Below are 15,650 nucleotides of genomic sequence, written 5' to 3' on the forward strand. Positions count from 1 at the left end.
CGGGTAGGGCAGCGCCGCTTTGCCTGACCGGGTTTCACCGCATCAATCGGCGTCTTCCGGATCGTGAACGGGATCGAGCACAAGAACCAGACGGGTTTCACCCGAGCCCGCGATTGGCGGAGACCGGTGCAACAGACCCGATGGCGGGTTCACCGGCCACAGCGTGCCGCGCATGACCATCGGGGCTCCGGTCGCGACGGTGAAGATCCGCTTCGGGTCCTGGCCATCGCGCGAAATCCCGTATTGCGTGCCCGTGCCCCGGTAGGTGCAGATCAGGCGCGCCGAGATCGCGTCGATATGGAACTTGCGGCAGGCATTTGTGCTGATCGCATCCAGACGAAGCCGCAGATACGGCGCGCGCATGATCCCGGCAAAGCGTGTGGCCAGATCGGCGATATCGTTTTCCAGCCAGCCGCGTTCGGGCGTGGTGTACATAGCTGCGATATCGCACAGGTGCCGTACCGCCCCGGGAATGGCGGCGGGGCGCAGGATCAGGCGCCCTCTGGGCAGATGTGACGGGTCGAGCGCATTGATCCATGTCTGAAACGCGGGGCTGAGCTGGCGTCGCCAGATCGCCGCCGCGCATCCGGGCGTTCCGATCCGGGCCAGACCCTCAGCCGTGTCGGCAATGCCGACGCTAGCGGCTGATTGTTCGATGTTGGCGCTCACGAAGGTCATGCGGCATCCTCCACCCGACGCCAGAGCGGGAACGGGTCCGGCAAATCAGTCGGCAGCGAGTCTGGGCCCGAAGCGACGGTTTCGGGCAGCAAACAGGCATCAAGCCGCGATTTCAGCAGCGGCCAGTCGATGCCCGCGCCGATAAAGACCAGCTCTTGCCTGCGATCACCCCAGGGGTCCGACCAATGCTGTTTGATATAGCTGAGGACAGACGAGTGTTCCGGCCACCGGCTTTCCGGAACCGAGGCCCACCAGGTGCCGATTGGCTGAACGCTCGACAGCGCGCCCGCGAGCGAGAATTCCGCAACCCATTGAGGCCGTGTCGCGATCCAGAAATGCCCCTTGGCCCGGATCACGCCCGGCAGGTCGCCGTTCAGCAAAGCCAGAATTTTCTCGGGCTTGAAGGGTTGGCGGGCGCGATAGACGAATGAGGAAACACCGTATTCTTCGGTTTCCGGAACATGATCCGCAAAGCCGTAAAGCTCTTTTGCCCACATCGGATGCTGATGGGCCGCTTCGAAATCGAACAGCCCGGTGTCCAGAATGGCGTCGCTGGCCACGTCGGAGTGGTTGGTTTCGATTATCTTCGCATCCGCATTCAGGCTGCGAATGATCTTGCGGGCGGCATCGGTCCGCTCGGGCCCGGCATCACTGACCTTGTTGAGCACGACCACATCGGCAAATTCGATCTGATCCGTCAGAAGGTGCACCAGTGTCCGCTCGTCTTCTTCACCCAGCGTCTCGCCCCGGTCATGCAGGAAATCGTGGCTCGAGAAGTCCCTGAGCAGGTTCACCGCATCCACGACGGTCACCATCGTATCGAGACGGGCGACATCCGACAGGCTGTCACCATCTTCGTCGCGAAAATCAAAGGTCGCCGCGACGGGCAGAGGTTCCGAGATCCCCGTGGATTCGATCAGCAGGTAATCGAACCGGCCTTCCGCCGCCAGCCGCCGCACCTCGGCCAGCAGATCATCGCGCAGAGTGCAGCAGATGCAGCCGTTGGACATCTCAACCAATGTCTCGTCGGTGCGGCTGAGTTCGGTTTCCGCCCGCACGAGGTCGGCGTCGATATTCACCTCGGACATGTCATTGACGATGACGGCGACGCGCCGGCCTTCGCGGTTGTTCAGGACGCGGTTCAGAAGGGTGGTTTTGCCAGCGCCGAGAAAGCCGGACAGGACGGTGACGGGAAGACGGGTATCGGTCATGGCTGGGGGATATCTCGCTTTTTTGGCGGTTGGGTGATCAATTTGCAACGTAATATCATAACATATACAGCAAGCACAAGGGATCCCCCCGCACATGGCCCCCTCAAACCGTGGCGTCCCGTCGCGGGGCCATGCCGTCACCAACCAATACGTTCGTTCAACCCCCCTGCCCTTCACTGGCCGCAGCGGTCAGAAACGCCTCAGGGCTGTCGACTTCCTCCAGCTTCCGCCCGTTGATCCACCAATAGCGGTTGCCTACGTTGCGCAGGAAACTGCGGTCGTGGCTGACCAGCAAACAGGACGCGCCGTGGGCGATCAGCTCGGCCTCCAGCGCCTCCTGCCCGTCGATATCCAGATGGTTTGTCGGCTCGTCCAGCAGGTAGAAATTGGGGTTTTCAAGCCGCAGCATCAGCATCGCCAGCCGGGCCTTCTGTCCGCCCGACAGCGCGGCTATCTTAGTGCTCTGCATCTGAAAATTGATGCCCGCCCCGGCCAGAACCGCCCGCGCGCGTTGATCGCCGATGTCGAATCCGGCGGTCACCAGACCTAGCGGCGTTTCGCCCTTGTCCAGCTGGCTCAGATGCTGATCGGAGATCGCCGGAACAACCGAGGGCGCGCATTTGACCCTGTCATCCGCACTGGTCAGGGCCTGCTGGATCATCCGGACCAGCCGGGTTTTCCCTGCCCCGTTCCTGCCCAACAGAACGATGCGGTCGCCCCGGGCAATCCACTTATGGCCCGTCCGGTAAAGCAGCCGCCCATCCGGTGTCTCGACCGCCAGATCATCCAGCGTGATCAGCGCCTTGGCATGGGTGCCGCTGTTGCCCAGCCGGATATCGCCCGCCGAGCGTTCGCGGTGGACCGGTCTGGCCGCGGCCTCCAGCCGGTTGGCGCGGTCGGTTAGCTGTTTGGTCTTGGTCAGCAACAGATCCGACCCCGAGTTGATCCCGACATTTTTCAGCGCCGCCGCCTGTCGGCGCAGCTGCCGGGCCTTGTTCATATCATTGGCCAGCCGCCTTTCATCCGCCGCATCTGCCGCGTCAAGCGCGGCCCGGGCGGCGGAATAGGGCAGCGGAAACGAACGCGAATTTTCCGGACGCAGGAACAGCGTGCGGTTGGTCGTGGCATCCAGAAACGCCCGGTCATGCGAGGTGATCAGCGCAGGCGTTTCCCGTGGCAGCGCCGCCAGCCAGCGTTCCAGCAGGGCAATGCGGTTCAGATCCAGATGGTTGGTCGGCTCATCCAGCAGCAACATGTCCGGTTCATTGATCCAAACCGCCGCCAGCATCGCCGTGCGCTGCCAGCCCCCGCTCAAGTCGGACAGGGGCCTGTGCTGCAGCTCATGGGGCACGCCGAGGTCATCCAGCACCACATCGACGCGCCAGCTTTCGTAGTCCGCCTGATCCCCCGGAAGCGCCGCCCGCACGTAGTCATACAGCGTCAGCGCGTGCTCCTGCCGCGGGACATATTGTTTCACATATCCGACCCGCAGGCCACGGGCGCGGGTGATGTCGCCGCTGGTCGGGTCATGCTCGCCCGCCAGACAGGCCAGCAAGGTGGATTTGCCGCGTCCGTTTGCGGCAACCAACCCGATCCGGTCGGATTTTGCTATTGTCAGGTTGAGGCCAGAAAAAAGCGGTTCGCCAAGGGTCACGCCCAAAGCAGAGATGTTGAGAAGGGTCATAGGTTATCTCGGGTCACAAAGGTAAGGCCGCAGCGCGGCTATGGGCAGACCGTCGATAAGGTTTGTCTCGGGTCAGCCCTGCAAACGGATCTGCAGGGCAAAACGCGGGCCATGCTGAAGTCGGCGGATGATACGCATGTTCAGCTCGTGCCCTCCCGTTGTTGAATGTGACCGTGCGGTCGACGATAGGGACGAACCGGCTATTTGGCAAGCCGGCGACCCGGTCCAGCCCCGACCGGCAACGTCAGGTCTTGTCCAGATCGCTTTCCGGCTGCAACCGGCTGGACAGCAGGATCAGCAGCAGGAAGGAAAGGTTCAAGGCAACATTGGTCGGTGCGCCGGCAAGAACGGATCCGGCGCTGTCCGTGCAAAACCAGACCCACGCCGCCATCTTCGCAACTTTGGCCGCCGCCGAGGGGGAAACGGGTGCGACGTAAGTTCCCAATGCCCACTGCATCGCGCCCAACCCGGCGGTCAGGCCGCCGACAATCGCCAGCAGCAAGGGCGACGGGATCGGCAGGCCTGACGGAATGGTATGGAACGGCCAGTAGGCCACTGTCAGCAAGACATGCGCGGGACCGTGCAAAGCGGGCAATGCGGTGAGTACCAACAGTACCCCGATGAAGACCAGAACTATGCCGGACAGACGCATGGCGGATTGTTGTTGGGTCATGATGTCCTCCTTTGAAGCCCGCCCTTCATGCTACCCGGGGCGTATGCAGATCAATTACGTCAGAGGTAAGTGATTTCCGTTCAGGCGATTGCTAAACTCGCGCCATGAGCCCCTATCCCAGTTTGTTGAAGGAATGGCGAAAACGTCGCAGGATGAGCCAGCTTGATCTGGCGACCGAGGCGGATGTCAGCGCGCGCCACATCTCGTTTCTCGAAACCGGCCGGTCCCGGCCCAGCCCGGACATGATCCTTCACTTGTCCGGCGTCATGGACATCCCGGTCGAGGCCAGAAACCAGATGATGCGCGCCGAAGGCTTCGCGGCCCGCTTTGCCGCGACGCCCCTTGATGATGCCGCCATGGCACCGATCCGCGACGCCGTCGAATGGACGCTGAAACGGCATGACCCCTTTCCGGGGATGGTGCTGGACCGGGTCTGGAGGATCGTCCGGCTCAACCGGCCCGCCGAACTGCTTTTTGCGCCGCTGGGGGTCGAAACCGGGCAAAGCCTGCTGTCGCTTCTGACCAGCCCGGTCATGGCGGAACTTGTCGAAAACTGGCCCGAGGTTGCGCATCACATGATGCTCAGGCTGCGTTCGGAAAGCGCCAATGCCGGAGGGCTGCCCGAACTGGACGCGGCAGCACAGGCGCTTGCGACCTGGGCGAAAGCCCATAGTGACAGGGCCTTTGGGCCCACCGTCCCGGCGATCTATCGTTTTGGAGACCAGCGGATTTCAATGTTCGGCACCGTCGCGCAATTCAGCACCGTCACGGATGTGACGCTGGACGATCTGAAGATCGAACTGTTCTTTCCGTCCGATGAAACAAGTGCTGCTTTTCTCAGGTCGATTTCCGGTCCGGGGCAGGATTGACGACGGCGGAACAGGGTCAGGAAAGGGCGTCGCAGATTTGCCAACCATGAATGGCTGAATTCTCGTACTCAAACGACCCCTACCCTGCTTCCGTGAACCTCGCCCGCGGATTCACCTGACAAGTCGTTGCCGGACCCGTATTGTTCTGACATTTGATGGCCCGGTTCGACGTGAGGACCAGAACAATGACCAACACGGAACAGCAATCGGGAAAATCGACCGAAGGCATGCTGGATTACAACGAAAACTCCTCGGCGCAGCTGCAGCTGGTGCGTCTGTTGTCGCCGCTTGTTCGGGAACTGGTGGCTTCGATGGACCCGCCCGGTGCCGAGTTCAGGATCGTGGATTACGGGTGCGGGCCGGGTGTCAACTCCATCGAGATGGTCAAACCGGTGATCGCGGCCTGTCAGGAGACATTTAACGAGACTCCGATTGTCGTGTGCCATTCCGATCAGGTTGGCAACGACTGGAACACCCTGTTCAAACTGGTTTCGGGCCCTGATGGTTACCAACACATCGCCAAAGATATCCGCACCGAAGCCGCCATCGGATCCTTTTACGATCAGGTCACATCCCCCGCATCGGTTTCCCTTGGGACATGCGTTTTCGCAAGCCATTGGCTGAGCCGGGGTATTCAACTGGATTCGGCCGGAACCGTCTGGTTTGCCGATCTGCAAGGGGATGCGCGGGATGTTGTCGACCGGATCGCGCATAGGGACTGGACACGGTTCCTGCTGCATCGCGCCCGGGAACTGCGCGGCGGGGGATATCTTGTTGTCGGAACGCTCGGCTCGGTCCCCGACCCGTCCGAGAAGAACGAGAACGCCGCGTCCGGGCGCGGCATATACCGCGCGATTCAGGTTGTTGCACAAACGATGGCCGAGGATGGCCTGATCAGCCCCGAAAGCCTGGGGTCGTTTCTGTTTTCGCTCTGGTTCATGACCGAAGCCGAGGCGCGCCAGGCTCTGGAAGACAACACCGAGCTGAGGACCGAGTTCGACATCTGCCGCATCAGCGTCGAACCCGCCCCGATCAAAGCCGGTGACATCTTCGAAGACTATATCGGCGACCCCCGCACCTATGCCCAAAAATATGTCGGGTATATCCGGGCCTTTGGCGATTCCACGTTAAGAACGCATCTGTTCGGCCACAATTGTGAAGGTTCAGAACAGCTCGATCAGCTCATGACAGAATTCTACGCTCGCCTTGCGCAACTCTATGAGCAGGAAACGAACAGATACGCCTGTGAAGTCTGGCACCTTATCGTCGTTCTGCGCAGAAAATAACGCGGCTCGCAACGCTGCAGGAACCGGCTGATCGAGCGCCAGTGATCAACCGGGATCGGTCACATCGATCCGGTCATCGGCGCGCCAACAGGGAATGCAAAATGAAATCCTCCACGCAGCCGATGATCCCGGTCATCGGTACTTCTGACAGAACGCTGCGATAGGCGCTGCCCTCAAGCACCTCGATCATCATTTGCGCAGCATGCAGGGAATCCGGAACAGCGCGCAGGTCTCCGTCTGTGATCCCGCGCTTTATGACGGCTTCCAGCGCATCGGTCAGCAGCGCCTGGTTTTCCACAAACAGTTGGGCAATATCGGGCTGACGAATGGCTTCGCTGGAAATTTCCAGTGTCAGGATGACGTTTTCCGGTGCAGCCAGGTAGTTGGCATACGCGTTGATGAATGTCTTCAAGACCTCGGGTGCCGATGCGCCCGAGGTCAGAATGCCAAGGAACTGTTCCAGATCACGCCGTTCCAGCATTGCGATTTCCACCAGCACATCGTGTTTTCCGCGAAAGTGGTTGTAGAGATTTCCAAGGCTGACCCCCGCTTTGGCCGCAATGTCCCGCACGCCGGTCTGATGATAGCCCTTTTCCAGAAAGCAAATGACGGCGGCTTCCAATATCTGATTGCGCCGCTTGGCCGTCGCCCTCTGCCGTGAGGAGCCCTGAGTGTTTTCGGATTTTGACATTTTTTGCTTTTCAATATTGAACGAACGATCGTTCATAGTATATGACGTCTCATCACCCCCCGCAAGCCGATGCGGATTCGATTGTGCAGGAAATCTAGGAACCATGACGGACAACGCGCCTGAAAACCCGCAAAACCCAACCCGCCGATGGCTTTGGATCGCAGTGTCACTGGCACTGCTGATCGCGGTTGTCGTCGTGTTGTTCGACACCGAAGATACCATCGATGTGAACGCGTCCCGGGGCCCTGCGCCGCCGCCGGTGGTCTCGGTCGTCACGGTTGCGCCGGAAACGGTGCAGGCGCAGGTCTCGGCCTTTGCTGCGGTTCGGCCGCGATGGGATGCCGAGCTGCGCGCAGCCGTGTCCGGGCGCATTGTCAAAGTGCACGAAGCCGCGCTGGCCGGGTCCAAGGTGACGCGCGGCGCGCTTTTGTTTTCAATCGAAAACGCCCCCTATCAAAGCGCCGTGGCCGCAGCGGAAATGGAATTGGAAGAGGCGGAACTGGCGCTGTTGCGGGCGCAGAACAATGTTACGGTTGCACGGCGGCAATTCAAACGGGACGGTGTGGAGCCCCCCAACGATCTGGCGCTGAACCTGCCGCAGCTGCGCATTGCGGAAAAATCCGTTGCGACGGCCAAAGCGCGTCTGAATGCGGCGCGCAATGAATTGGCCGATGCGGATGTCACCGCGCCGTTTTCGGGTTTTGTCACCCGCCGCTTTGCCAGCCTTGGCCAGACGGTCGCTCCGGGTGAAGCGCTTATACATCTTTCGGATAACCGGCATTTCGAATTGGTGGCCGGGTTCAGTCAGGCGGATTGGGCGCTGCTGGATCACCCGATCTCGGGCAAAACGGCAGAGCTGCTTGATCGCGCCGGTGCCATTCTGGGTCAGGCGCAGGTACGTCGCGGCGGCGGGTTCTTGGATCAGGACACGCGACAGGTGCGTGTGTTTCTGGATGTGACAACTCCCGATGACCGGATACTGGCCGGAGATTTTCTGAGGGTTCGTCTGCCGGGGAGAGCCATTGGGAATGCGCTGACCCTGCCTGAAAGCACCCTGACCCGCGCCGGGACCGTTTGGCTGGTGAATGACGACGGACATCTGCAAAGGATCACCCCGACCATTCTTTTCCGCAACGAAGGCACCATCACGATCTCTGCCCCCGAAGGGCCCGGGCCATGGCGCGTTGCCAGAACGCCTTTGGCCTCTTTTCTGCCCGGCCAGCAGGTCACGCCGCAAGCGGTTGAGGGCTGAGCCATGCATGTCCTGACCTCTTGGTTCATCCGCAACCCCGTCGCCGCAAATCTGATGATGGCGCTGATCCTGTTCCTGGGCGTTCAGACGCTGTTGACCATTCGGATCGAGGGCTTTCCGCGCATCCCGCCCGAAAGCGTGACAATCGCGATCGAGTTTCCGGACGCGACGGCTGAACAGGTGGACGAGTTGATCACGCAAAAGGTCGAGCAGGCTCTTGAAGGGCTGGAAGGCGTGCGCAATGTCACCTCGCAATCCCAGAACGACCTCAGCCTTGTCACGGTCCGCCGGGCCGGGGGCGAGGATCTGCAGGCCGTTCTGGACCGGGTGCGCATTCGGATCGATGGGCTGACCGACCTGCCCGACAGCGCCCGCCGCCCGGTGATCGAGGCTTCGGGGTTTGATTTCCCGGCGCTCTATCTGAACCTCTATGGCGAAACCGACCCGGCCACATTGCAAAACCTGGCGCAGCGCTTGAAAGAAGAGCTGCTGGCACAGCCGGACCTGTCCCGCCTGCAAATCTGGGGCCTGATTCCACGAGAGCTGCGCATCGAAATCGACCCGGCGGTGCTGCGCCACTATGGCCTGACCGTGGCAGACGTGACCCGCGCCATCGAGGAAAACTCGCTGACCTTTCAGGCCGGGCGTCTGCGCACCGATGGCGGCACCATCTTTCTGCGGGCCGATGACCGGGCGAGATACGCGCCGGAATATGCGGACCTGCCCGTCATCCAGCGCGCCGACGGCTCTGTTGTGCCATTGGGCGATATCGCCCGGATCGAGGATGGGTTTGAAGATGGCGAGTACCTGTTTCGGCTGAATGGCAAACCAACCGTAGGGATGGAGGTTCTGGTCGGGCAGAAGGAAAACCTGCTGCAGATCAGCGACGTGGTGCGCGGCACGGTGGATGGGTTCAGCCGCCAGTTGCCGTCGCAGGTTCACATCGATGTCTGGGGGGACAGCGCCGGCTATATCTCGGACCGGCTGGCGCTGCTGCGGTCAAACGGCGTGCAGGGGCTGATCCTTGTCACGCTGATGCTGTCGGTGTTCTTGAACGTGCGGCTGGCCTTCTGGGTGGCAATGGGCATCCCGATCTCGGTCATGGGGGCGATTGCCGTCGCGGGGTCGAAATGGGTGGATTATTCGCTGAACGATGTCACCACATTCGGCCTGATCGTCGCCCTGGGCATCCTTGTCGATGACGCCGTCGTTGTTGGCGAAAGCGTTTTCGAAGAACGCCGGAAGGGCCACGACCCGATCAAGGACACCGAGCGCGGCGTCAACCGCGTGGCCATCGCCACGGTGTTTGGCGTATTGACCACCATCGCTGCCTTCTTCCCGATGCTGCTGATCGACAACCCGCTGGGCAAGGTGCTGGCCGGGTTTTCGGGTATCGTGATTCTGGCGCTGATCTTCTCGCTGATCGAAAGCAAATTCATCCTGCCCGCCCATCTGGCGCATACCCCGATGCGGCAGCAGCGGCGATATCTGATCACCCGTCTGTGGGGTCGCGTGCAGGACGGGGCGCAGGGCGGTTTGAACTGGGTCCGGGACCGGCTTTATCAGCCCGTTCTGGTGGCCGCCTTGCGCCACCGCTATGCGGTGCTGATCCTGTTTGTTGCCGCCGCGACGCTGGGGCTTGGCTTGATGTACAAGGGCAAGGTCCGGACGGTGTTTTTCCCCGAAGTGCCGGGGCAGATCATCACCGTCAATCTGGAAATGGACGCCCGCGCGCCGTTCAGCCTGACCCGCGCCAACGTGGATCGAATTGAACGCAATCTGAACGATCTGAACGCCGAACTGGCCCGGGACGCGGGCATGACCACGCCGCCCGTCCAGACGGTTTTTACCATCATCAACAGCGCCGGCAGCGCGCAGATCTATGCCGAGATGATCCCGGTTGCCGAGCGCCCGGATGTGCCCATCCTGAACGTGGTGCGCGCATGGCGCGACCGGGTGGGCGAGGTCGAAGGCGCGACCGAGCTGGAATTCACCGGATCGGAATCGCTGGCCGGTGGGTTCCGCATCCGGCTGGCCTCGAAAGACGAAGACCTGTTGCAGGATGCCAGCGCCGAGATAAAAGCCTTTCTGTCTGAAATCGAGGGCGTTGCAAATATCCGCGACGGGCTGGTCGGGGGGCAGCCCGAGCTGCGATTGCGCCTGCGCCCGGACGCGCGCCATTTGGGGTTCAACGCCGACAGCCTGGCCCGTCAGATCGGCTATGGGTTCGGCGGTGCCGAGGTGACCAAGGTCAGGCGGGACGGGTCTGAAATACGGGTGGTCGTGCGGAACGCGCGTGAAAACCGCGATGCGGTGTCCGATCTGATGCAAACCCGCTTGCGCAGCGCATCTGGCTCCTGGGTGCCGCTCGAGACGGTCGCCGAAATCGAAGGGGCCTACGCCTCGGGCATCGTCAATCGCCGCGATGGCAAGCGGATGAATATCGTCGCGGCTTCCATCGACCGCGACCGCGTCGCCCCGGAAGAGGTCGGTCAGGCCGTTTTCGAACAACTGGTCCCCGAACTGCGCGCGAAATATCCCAGCGTCACCGTCCTGCCCGCCGGAGAGCTGGAGGAGATGGCAGATATCAGCGACGGGCTGAAACGCGCGCTGCTGCTGGCGGCGGTGCTGATCTATGTGCTGATGGCGGTGCCGCTCAAAAGCTACTGGCAGCCCTTCGTCATTCTGGCCATCGTTCCGTTCGGATTTATCGCTGCTGCGGTCGGCCACCTGATCATGGGGGTTTCGCTGTCGCTGTTTTCCTTCTTCGGAATGCTGGCGCTGACCGGTGTGATCGTGAATGACAGCCTGGTGATGATCACCCGCTACAACCAGAACCGGGAGGAAGGCCAGCCCGTGGATCTGGCCTTGCACGGTGCGGGCATCGGACGGTTCAAGGCCATCTTTCTGACGACGGCGACGACCGTGATCGGCCTGCTGCCGCTGCTCACCGAAACCTCGGAACAGGCGCAATATCTGATCCCGGCGGCGATCTCTCTGGCCTTTGGCGAGCTCTTCGGCACCGCCCTGATGCTGCTGCTGGTGCCGGTGCTGGTCGCGATCACCGAGGATGTGATCGCCGTTTTCAGATCCCTCCCCACAGATACAGAACCGAAAAGGACAAACGCATGATCCGAACCTCGCGTCAAACCCCTCCTGCGGCAGCAGGTCTGAGCATGACCGAAACGCCCCGTCCGCACGGCCTCGGCCCGACCAGTGCCCCGCATCCCGACAACCTTCGCAATCGCAACGGCCAGTAACCCAGATGCTGAAAGATCAAAAACTGACGATTGGTACGCTGCTCAGCGTGTTTCGCCGGCGCGTCGGTGTGACGTGGGGCCTGATCCTGTCCGAGACCGGGCTGACCGTCATGATCCCGCTTTATATGGGTTTTGCCATCGATGGGCTGCTCGACGGGAATGTCATACCCCTTGTCCATCTCGGGGCACTTATGGCTGTTCTGACCCTAATCGGCGTGATCCGCCGGATCTATGACACGCGGGTCTATGGCACGATCCGCGTTGAATTGGGCAAGGCGCTTGCATCCCGGTTTTCGACCCTGCCCGTATCCTCGCTGAACGCCCGCGTCGGAATGGGGCGGGAGCTGGCCGATTTTCTCGAGGACGTCCTGCCCACGGCAATCGCAGGTGTCGTGCAGTTCGTCATATCCGCAATCCTGCTGTTTTATTTCTCGCCGGTCTTGGCCCTGTCGGCCTGCGGTGCCCTGATTGCCATGCTGACCGTCTACGCCCTGTTTCACACGACGTTCTGGGAATGGAACCGGGCCCTGAATCATCAGATGGAGCAGCAGGTCAGCATCTTGGAGCAACGCAAGGACCGCCCTATTCTGGTTCACCTCAAACGGCTGCGCCAACACGAAGTGAAACTCTCGGATACCGAGGCGGTCCTGTATGGGGTGATCTTCATCCTGCTTATCGGCCTGATCCTGTTCAACCTTTGGTTTGCAACGCAAAATCTTGAGGCGACACCGGGCGCGATCTTCTCGATTGTCAGCTATACATGGGAGTTCGCCGAATCCGCGCTGGCCCTGCCGGTCACGCTGCAATCGTGGTCGCGCCTGTCGGAAATCACCACGCGCCTGCAACGCGGCTGATCAAAAGGCCGCACCCGTCATTGCGGCGGGCACGGCGTGCAATTTAACGCTCAAGCGCGTCGCGCAGGCGGAAGTACCAGATCGCGGCTGTTCCGTAGATCGGGTGCAGCCGGTGCAGGGGCAGCTTTTGGATCGGGTCCACCGGCAGCGGCAGGGGAACGGATGGTGTCGCCAGATGCCGCCCAATTGCGGCGCCCAATGCGCTGCCAAGGGCAAGGCCGCGACCGTTATACCCCAGCGCGGCAGTGACGCCGGGCGCGGGGGTGGTAGACATGCGGCAGATGATCCAGCGTCATCGCGGCGCGGCCGGACCAGGTGAATTCCAGTTTCTGATCCCGCAGCATGGGAAACAGATGTTCGAGATCCGCCCGGTTCGGCGAAATGGCCCCGGCCCCCCACCATCAGACGGTTGCCCGGACCGATGCGGAAGTAATTGGCCAGCCGCCGGGTGTCCGACACCACCGCGCCCTGCGGCAGGATTGTCCGGCTGACCTCATCCGGCAGCGGAGTGGTGGCGACCTGAAAACTGTTTGCAGGCACCATGGTTTGCCGCAGCCCGGGCCACAGGTGCCCGGAATAGCCATTGGTGGCCAGCACGACCTGATCGCAGGTGATGTGCCCCTGCGCGCCCACCGATACGGTCCAGCGCCCGCCATCCCGCTTTATGCCGCTGACGGCGCTGTTGCCGTGAACACGGCCACCGGCCCTGGAAACCGCCTCGGCCAGCCCCATCGCGTAGTTGAGCGGGTGGACGCATCCGGCGCGCAAATCCTTCCACCCCGACACAAATCCGCTTGCGCCGGTCTGCCGAGCGACCGCCTCGGCATCCAGCCATTCAGCGGCGGTTCCACGGCGGACCCATTGTTCCATCCGGCTTTGCAGGGTCGCGATATGCGAGGTCTTGACGGTGGTCTGAATCCACCCTTTCCGGCGCGGATCACAGGCGATCCGGTGCTTTTCGATCACCTCAAAGACATGATCGGCCGCTTTCCCGACAAAGTCGGTTGTCGCCTCGCCAAACCGGCGGTCCAGCGTGTCGGGGTCGTATTTCAGGCCGGGAATGACCTGACCGCCGTTGCGCCCGCTGGCCCCGAAACCGGGCTGTTCGGCATCGACCACGATGACCGAAGCCCCGGCTTCCGCCAGCGCCAGCGCGCAGGACAGGCCGGTATACCCCGCGCCGATCACCGCGACGTCGGTTCTGTGATCGCCGCTCAGGGCCGGGAACTGTGACGCCGGGTTTGCGGTGGCAGACCAGATGGAAGGGTGCATGGCGGGTTCGGTCTCAGGCGGGTGGCGCGGCGGGTCAGCTTTTGTCTTCGATCAGGAAATACAGCTTTCGGACATGTTCGTGAACAATCCAGCTGCCTTTCCACCCTTTCGGCAGGATCAGAAAGTCGTCCGGGCCCAGCGTGACGGAATGCCCGCCATCCGCATCCGTGACCGTCGCCGAGCCCGAAAGGATATGGCAGTATTCGGCAACGTCCGCCCGGTCTGCGGTGAATTCTCCGGGCGTGCATTCCCAAATGCCGATTTTCGTGCCGCCCGTGGGCGAGCTGTGCAACGGCGCTTTGGCTTCGCGCTGGCCGTCGGTCAAAGTTGTGGGTTTCGCTGCGAAGTCGGCGACCTGAACGGTGCTCAGGTCCTTGATGCCGGAAAGGCTGATCATGCTGTTGCCCTAATGTCTGTCGGTTCAAAAAACGGCCGCGGCGTGTGGGGCCACGGTCCTAACCCGCTTCCGGGTGCGTGACCCGTCTGAGGAAATCGCGGGTGCGGGGATGCGAGGGGTTGTGCAGCACCTCTTTTGCCGGTCCCTGTTCGGCGATCTGCCCCTTGTCCAGAAACAGAACCCGGTCGGCGACTTCGCGCGCGAACTGAATCTCGTGGGTCACCACCAGCATGGTCATGTGTTCCTCGGCCAGCGAGCGCATGACCTGCAGAACCTCACCCACCATCTCGGGATCCAGCGCCGAGGTCGGTTCGTCCAGCAAAATGGCACGGGGCTGCATGGCAAGGGCGCGGGCGATGGCAACCCGCTGTTGCTGGCCGCTGGACAGCGAGGCCGGATAGGCGTCGATCTTTTCAGCCAGACCGACCCGTTCCAGCAGGGCAATGGCGCGGTCGCGCACCTCGGCCTTGTCCTGTTGCAGAACGTAGACCGGACCCTCCATGACGTTTTCAAGCGCGGTGCGGTGCGGAAACAGGTTGAACCGCTGGAACACCATGGACACCTGCGCCCGCAAGCCGTGGATCGCGGGGGACGAGACGTCCACGCGCTGCCCGTCGATGAAAAGATCGCCGGCCTCGTAGGATTCCAGCCCGTTGACGCAGCGCAGCATCGTGGATTTGCCCGACCCGGACGGACCGATCAGACAGACGACCTCGCCCGCGTCAACCTTGGCATTGACGCCTTTCAGAACGTCGAGCGGGCCAAAGGACTTGTGTACGTTGTTGAATTCGATCATTTCGCGCCGTCCAGCTTGGCTTCGACCCGCCGGATGGCGATGTTCAGGGGGATGGTCAGGCAGAGATAGAGGAACGCCACCAGCGTGAATACGGTCATGTTGTCAAAGGTCGACGACGCCAGGGTCTTGCCCCGCATGGTCAGTTCCGCGATCGAAATCACCGAGACCTGCGAACTGTCCTTGAGCAGCATGATCGTGTTGTTGCCGTAGGGCGGCAGGATGATCCGGAACGCCTGCGGTAGCACGACCCGGCGCATCATCATGCCATGTTTCATCCCGATGGATTTCGCCGCTTCGATCTGGCCGCGATCCACCGCCTCGATCCCGGCCCGGAAGGTCTCGCCGATAAAGCAGGAATAGGTCAGCGCCAATCCGATCACCCCGGCCTGAAACGCAGTCAGGTCGATGCCGATCTCGGGCATGACGAAGTAGATGTAGAACAGCACCACCAGGATCGGGATGCCGCGGATGAACTCGGTCAGATAGCGGATGGCCTTGGCCAGCGCCGGGATGCCCGAGGTTCTGAGCAGCGCCCAGAACAGCCCCAGCAGCGTTGACAGGATCAGCGCCAGAATGGTGACGGCAATCGTCAGTTTCAGGCCGCTCCACAACAGCGGCATATACTCGACCGAGCGCTCAAAGAAGGAAGACATTGGTATTGGGTCCTGCTGCGATGACGGCCGCAGCGTTTTTCCGCCGCGACCGCCGCCGTCATTTCCGGGTAGCC

At 61.8% G+C, this 15,650-nt stretch carries 15 protein-coding genes; 6 read left to right on the forward strand and 9 right to left on the reverse strand.

Features of this window, described 5'->3' with window-relative positions; genetic code table 11:
- Window positions 1-42: 42 nt before the first annotated feature.
- The 4 genes from ACR0EZ_RS18605 to ACR0EZ_RS18620 all read right to left on the reverse strand — a co-directional run bounded on the left by ACR0EZ_RS18605 (window position 43) and on the right by ACR0EZ_RS18620 (window position 4,246).
- Window positions 43-678, reverse strand: coding sequence for a DUF1826 domain-containing protein (locus tag ACR0EZ_RS18605; protein ID WP_480615924.1), 636 nt, complete (start codon window positions 676-678; stop codon window positions 43-45).
- Window positions 675-1,889 carry a GTP-binding protein gene (locus tag ACR0EZ_RS18610; RefSeq protein WP_480615926.1) on the reverse strand — a complete coding sequence of 405 codons (1,215 nt, stop codon included), beginning with the start codon at window positions 1,887-1,889 and terminating at the stop codon, window positions 675-677. Before ACR0EZ_RS18610 ends, ACR0EZ_RS18605 begins: the two co-directional genes overlap by 4 nt.
- 157 nt (window positions 1,890-2,046) lie before the next feature.
- Entirely contained in the window at window positions 2,047-3,573 is a 1,527-nt protein-coding gene (locus ACR0EZ_RS18615; protein ID WP_480615928.1) for an ABC-F family ATP-binding cassette domain-containing protein, read from the reverse strand.
- A gap of 244 nt (window positions 3,574-3,817) precedes the next feature.
- On the reverse strand, window positions 3,818-4,246 hold the full coding sequence (locus ACR0EZ_RS18620) for a hypothetical protein (protein ID WP_480615930.1): 429 nt from the start codon (window positions 4,244-4,246) through the stop codon (window positions 3,818-3,820).
- Between the two features lie 104 nt (window positions 4,247-4,350).
- Between ACR0EZ_RS18620 and ACR0EZ_RS18625 the strand changes: the two genes are divergently transcribed.
- Both ACR0EZ_RS18625 and ACR0EZ_RS18630 read left to right on the forward strand, forming a co-directional pair.
- Window positions 4,351-5,115, forward strand: a complete 765-nt coding sequence (locus ACR0EZ_RS18625) for a helix-turn-helix domain-containing protein (protein ID WP_480615932.1) — start codon at window positions 4,351-4,353, stop codon at window positions 5,113-5,115.
- 185 nt (window positions 5,116-5,300) lie between these two features.
- Complete coding sequence (locus ACR0EZ_RS18630) at window positions 5,301-6,401, forward strand: class I SAM-dependent methyltransferase (RefSeq protein ID WP_480615934.1); 1,101 nt, start codon at window positions 5,301-5,303, stop codon at window positions 6,399-6,401.
- Window positions 6,402-6,474: 73 nt separating this feature from the next.
- Here ACR0EZ_RS18630 and ACR0EZ_RS18635 read toward each other — a convergent pair whose 3' ends face one another.
- Entirely contained in the window at window positions 6,475-7,092 is a 618-nt protein-coding gene (locus tag ACR0EZ_RS18635) for a TetR/AcrR family transcriptional regulator (RefSeq protein ID WP_480615936.1), read from the reverse strand.
- A 103-nt stretch (window positions 7,093-7,195) separates the two neighbouring features.
- On the opposite strand from ACR0EZ_RS18635, the gene ACR0EZ_RS18640 reads away from it, so the two are divergent.
- The 4 genes from ACR0EZ_RS18640 to ACR0EZ_RS18655 are packed head-to-tail and all read left to right on the forward strand — an operon-like array spanning window position 7,196 to window position 12,458.
- On the forward strand, window positions 7,196-8,344 hold the full coding sequence (locus ACR0EZ_RS18640; protein ID WP_480615938.1) for an efflux RND transporter periplasmic adaptor subunit: 1,149 nt from the start codon (window positions 7,196-7,198) through the stop codon (window positions 8,342-8,344).
- A gap of 3 nt (window positions 8,345-8,347) precedes the next feature.
- The gene (locus ACR0EZ_RS18645) at window positions 8,348-11,476 is read left to right on the forward strand and encodes an efflux RND transporter permease subunit (RefSeq protein WP_480615940.1); all 3,129 of its coding nucleotides are present in this window, start codon (window positions 8,348-8,350) and stop codon (window positions 11,474-11,476) included.
- Entirely contained in the window at window positions 11,473-11,604 is a 132-nt protein-coding gene (locus ACR0EZ_RS18650; RefSeq protein WP_480615942.1) for a hypothetical protein, read from the forward strand. The genes ACR0EZ_RS18645 and ACR0EZ_RS18650 overlap by 4 nt, the downstream gene beginning before the upstream one ends.
- Before the next feature lie 5 nt (window positions 11,605-11,609).
- Window positions 11,610-12,458, forward strand: coding sequence for an ABC transporter six-transmembrane domain-containing protein (locus ACR0EZ_RS18655; protein ID WP_480615944.1), 849 nt, complete (start codon window positions 11,610-11,612; stop codon window positions 12,456-12,458).
- On the opposite strand, the gene ACR0EZ_RS18660 is transcribed toward ACR0EZ_RS18655, so the two are convergent.
- From ACR0EZ_RS18660 to ACR0EZ_RS18675, 4 genes are read right to left on the reverse strand one after another with little or no spacing between them, the layout of a single operon-like run.
- Entirely contained in the window at window positions 12,459-13,730 is a 1,272-nt protein-coding gene (locus ACR0EZ_RS18660; RefSeq protein ID WP_480615946.1) for an NAD(P)/FAD-dependent oxidoreductase, read from the reverse strand.
- 34 nt (window positions 13,731-13,764) lie between these two features.
- Window positions 13,765-14,127, reverse strand: coding sequence for a cupin domain-containing protein (locus tag ACR0EZ_RS18665; RefSeq protein ID WP_480615948.1), 363 nt, complete (start codon window positions 14,125-14,127; stop codon window positions 13,765-13,767).
- A gap of 58 nt (window positions 14,128-14,185) precedes the next feature.
- Entirely contained in the window at window positions 14,186-14,923 is a 738-nt protein-coding gene (locus tag ACR0EZ_RS18670) for an amino acid ABC transporter ATP-binding protein (RefSeq protein ID WP_480615949.1), read from the reverse strand.
- Complete coding sequence (locus ACR0EZ_RS18675) at window positions 14,920-15,576, reverse strand: amino acid ABC transporter permease (RefSeq protein WP_480615951.1); 657 nt, start codon at window positions 15,574-15,576, stop codon at window positions 14,920-14,922. The genes ACR0EZ_RS18670 and ACR0EZ_RS18675 overlap by 4 nt, the downstream gene beginning before the upstream one ends.
- Between the last annotated feature and the right edge of the window lie 74 nt (window positions 15,577-15,650).

It is taken from the genome of Ruegeria sp. AK4 (assembly GCF_056541025.1).

What these genes read in the sequence shown, in the direction of transcription:
- ACR0EZ_RS18655 (WP_480615944.1), top strand. Translation starts at nt 11,610, where the DNA reads ATGCTGAAAGATCAAAAACTGACGATTGGTACGCTGCTCAGCGTGTTT.
- ACR0EZ_RS18625 (WP_480615932.1), top strand. Translation starts at nt 4,351, where the DNA reads ATGAGCCCCTATCCCAGTTTGTTGAAGGAATGGCGAAAACGTCGCAGG.
- ACR0EZ_RS18665 (WP_480615948.1), bottom strand. Translation starts at nt 14,127, where the DNA reads ATGATCAGCCTTTCCGGCATCAAGGACCTGAGCACCGTTCAGGTCGCC.
- ACR0EZ_RS18675 (WP_480615951.1), bottom strand. Translation starts at nt 15,576, where the DNA reads ATGTCTTCCTTCTTTGAGCGCTCGGTCGAGTATATGCCGCTGTTGTGG.
- ACR0EZ_RS18630 (WP_480615934.1), top strand. Translation starts at nt 5,301, where the DNA reads ATGACCAACACGGAACAGCAATCGGGAAAATCGACCGAAGGCATGCTG.
- ACR0EZ_RS18660 (WP_480615946.1), bottom strand. Translation starts at nt 13,730, where the DNA reads ATGCACCCTTCCATCTGGTCTGCCACCGCAAACCCGGCGTCACAGTTC.
- ACR0EZ_RS18640 (WP_480615938.1), top strand. Translation starts at nt 7,196, where the DNA reads ATGACGGACAACGCGCCTGAAAACCCGCAAAACCCAACCCGCCGATGG.
- ACR0EZ_RS18635 (WP_480615936.1), bottom strand. Translation starts at nt 7,092, where the DNA reads ATGTCAAAATCCGAAAACACTCAGGGCTCCTCACGGCAGAGGGCGACG.
- ACR0EZ_RS18645 (WP_480615940.1), top strand. Translation starts at nt 8,348, where the DNA reads ATGCATGTCCTGACCTCTTGGTTCATCCGCAACCCCGTCGCCGCAAAT.
- ACR0EZ_RS18615 (WP_480615928.1), bottom strand. Translation starts at nt 3,573, where the DNA reads ATGACCCTTCTCAACATCTCTGCTTTGGGCGTGACCCTTGGCGAACCG.
- ACR0EZ_RS18620 (WP_480615930.1), bottom strand. Translation starts at nt 4,246, where the DNA reads ATGACCCAACAACAATCCGCCATGCGTCTGTCCGGCATAGTTCTGGTC.
- ACR0EZ_RS18670 (WP_480615949.1), bottom strand. Translation starts at nt 14,923, where the DNA reads ATGATCGAATTCAACAACGTACACAAGTCCTTTGGCCCGCTCGACGTT.
- ACR0EZ_RS18605 (WP_480615924.1), bottom strand. Translation starts at nt 678, where the DNA reads ATGACCTTCGTGAGCGCCAACATCGAACAATCAGCCGCTAGCGTCGGC.
- ACR0EZ_RS18610 (WP_480615926.1), bottom strand. Translation starts at nt 1,889, where the DNA reads ATGACCGATACCCGTCTTCCCGTCACCGTCCTGTCCGGCTTTCTCGGC.
- ACR0EZ_RS18650 (WP_480615942.1), top strand. Translation starts at nt 11,473, where the DNA reads ATGATCCGAACCTCGCGTCAAACCCCTCCTGCGGCAGCAGGTCTGAGC.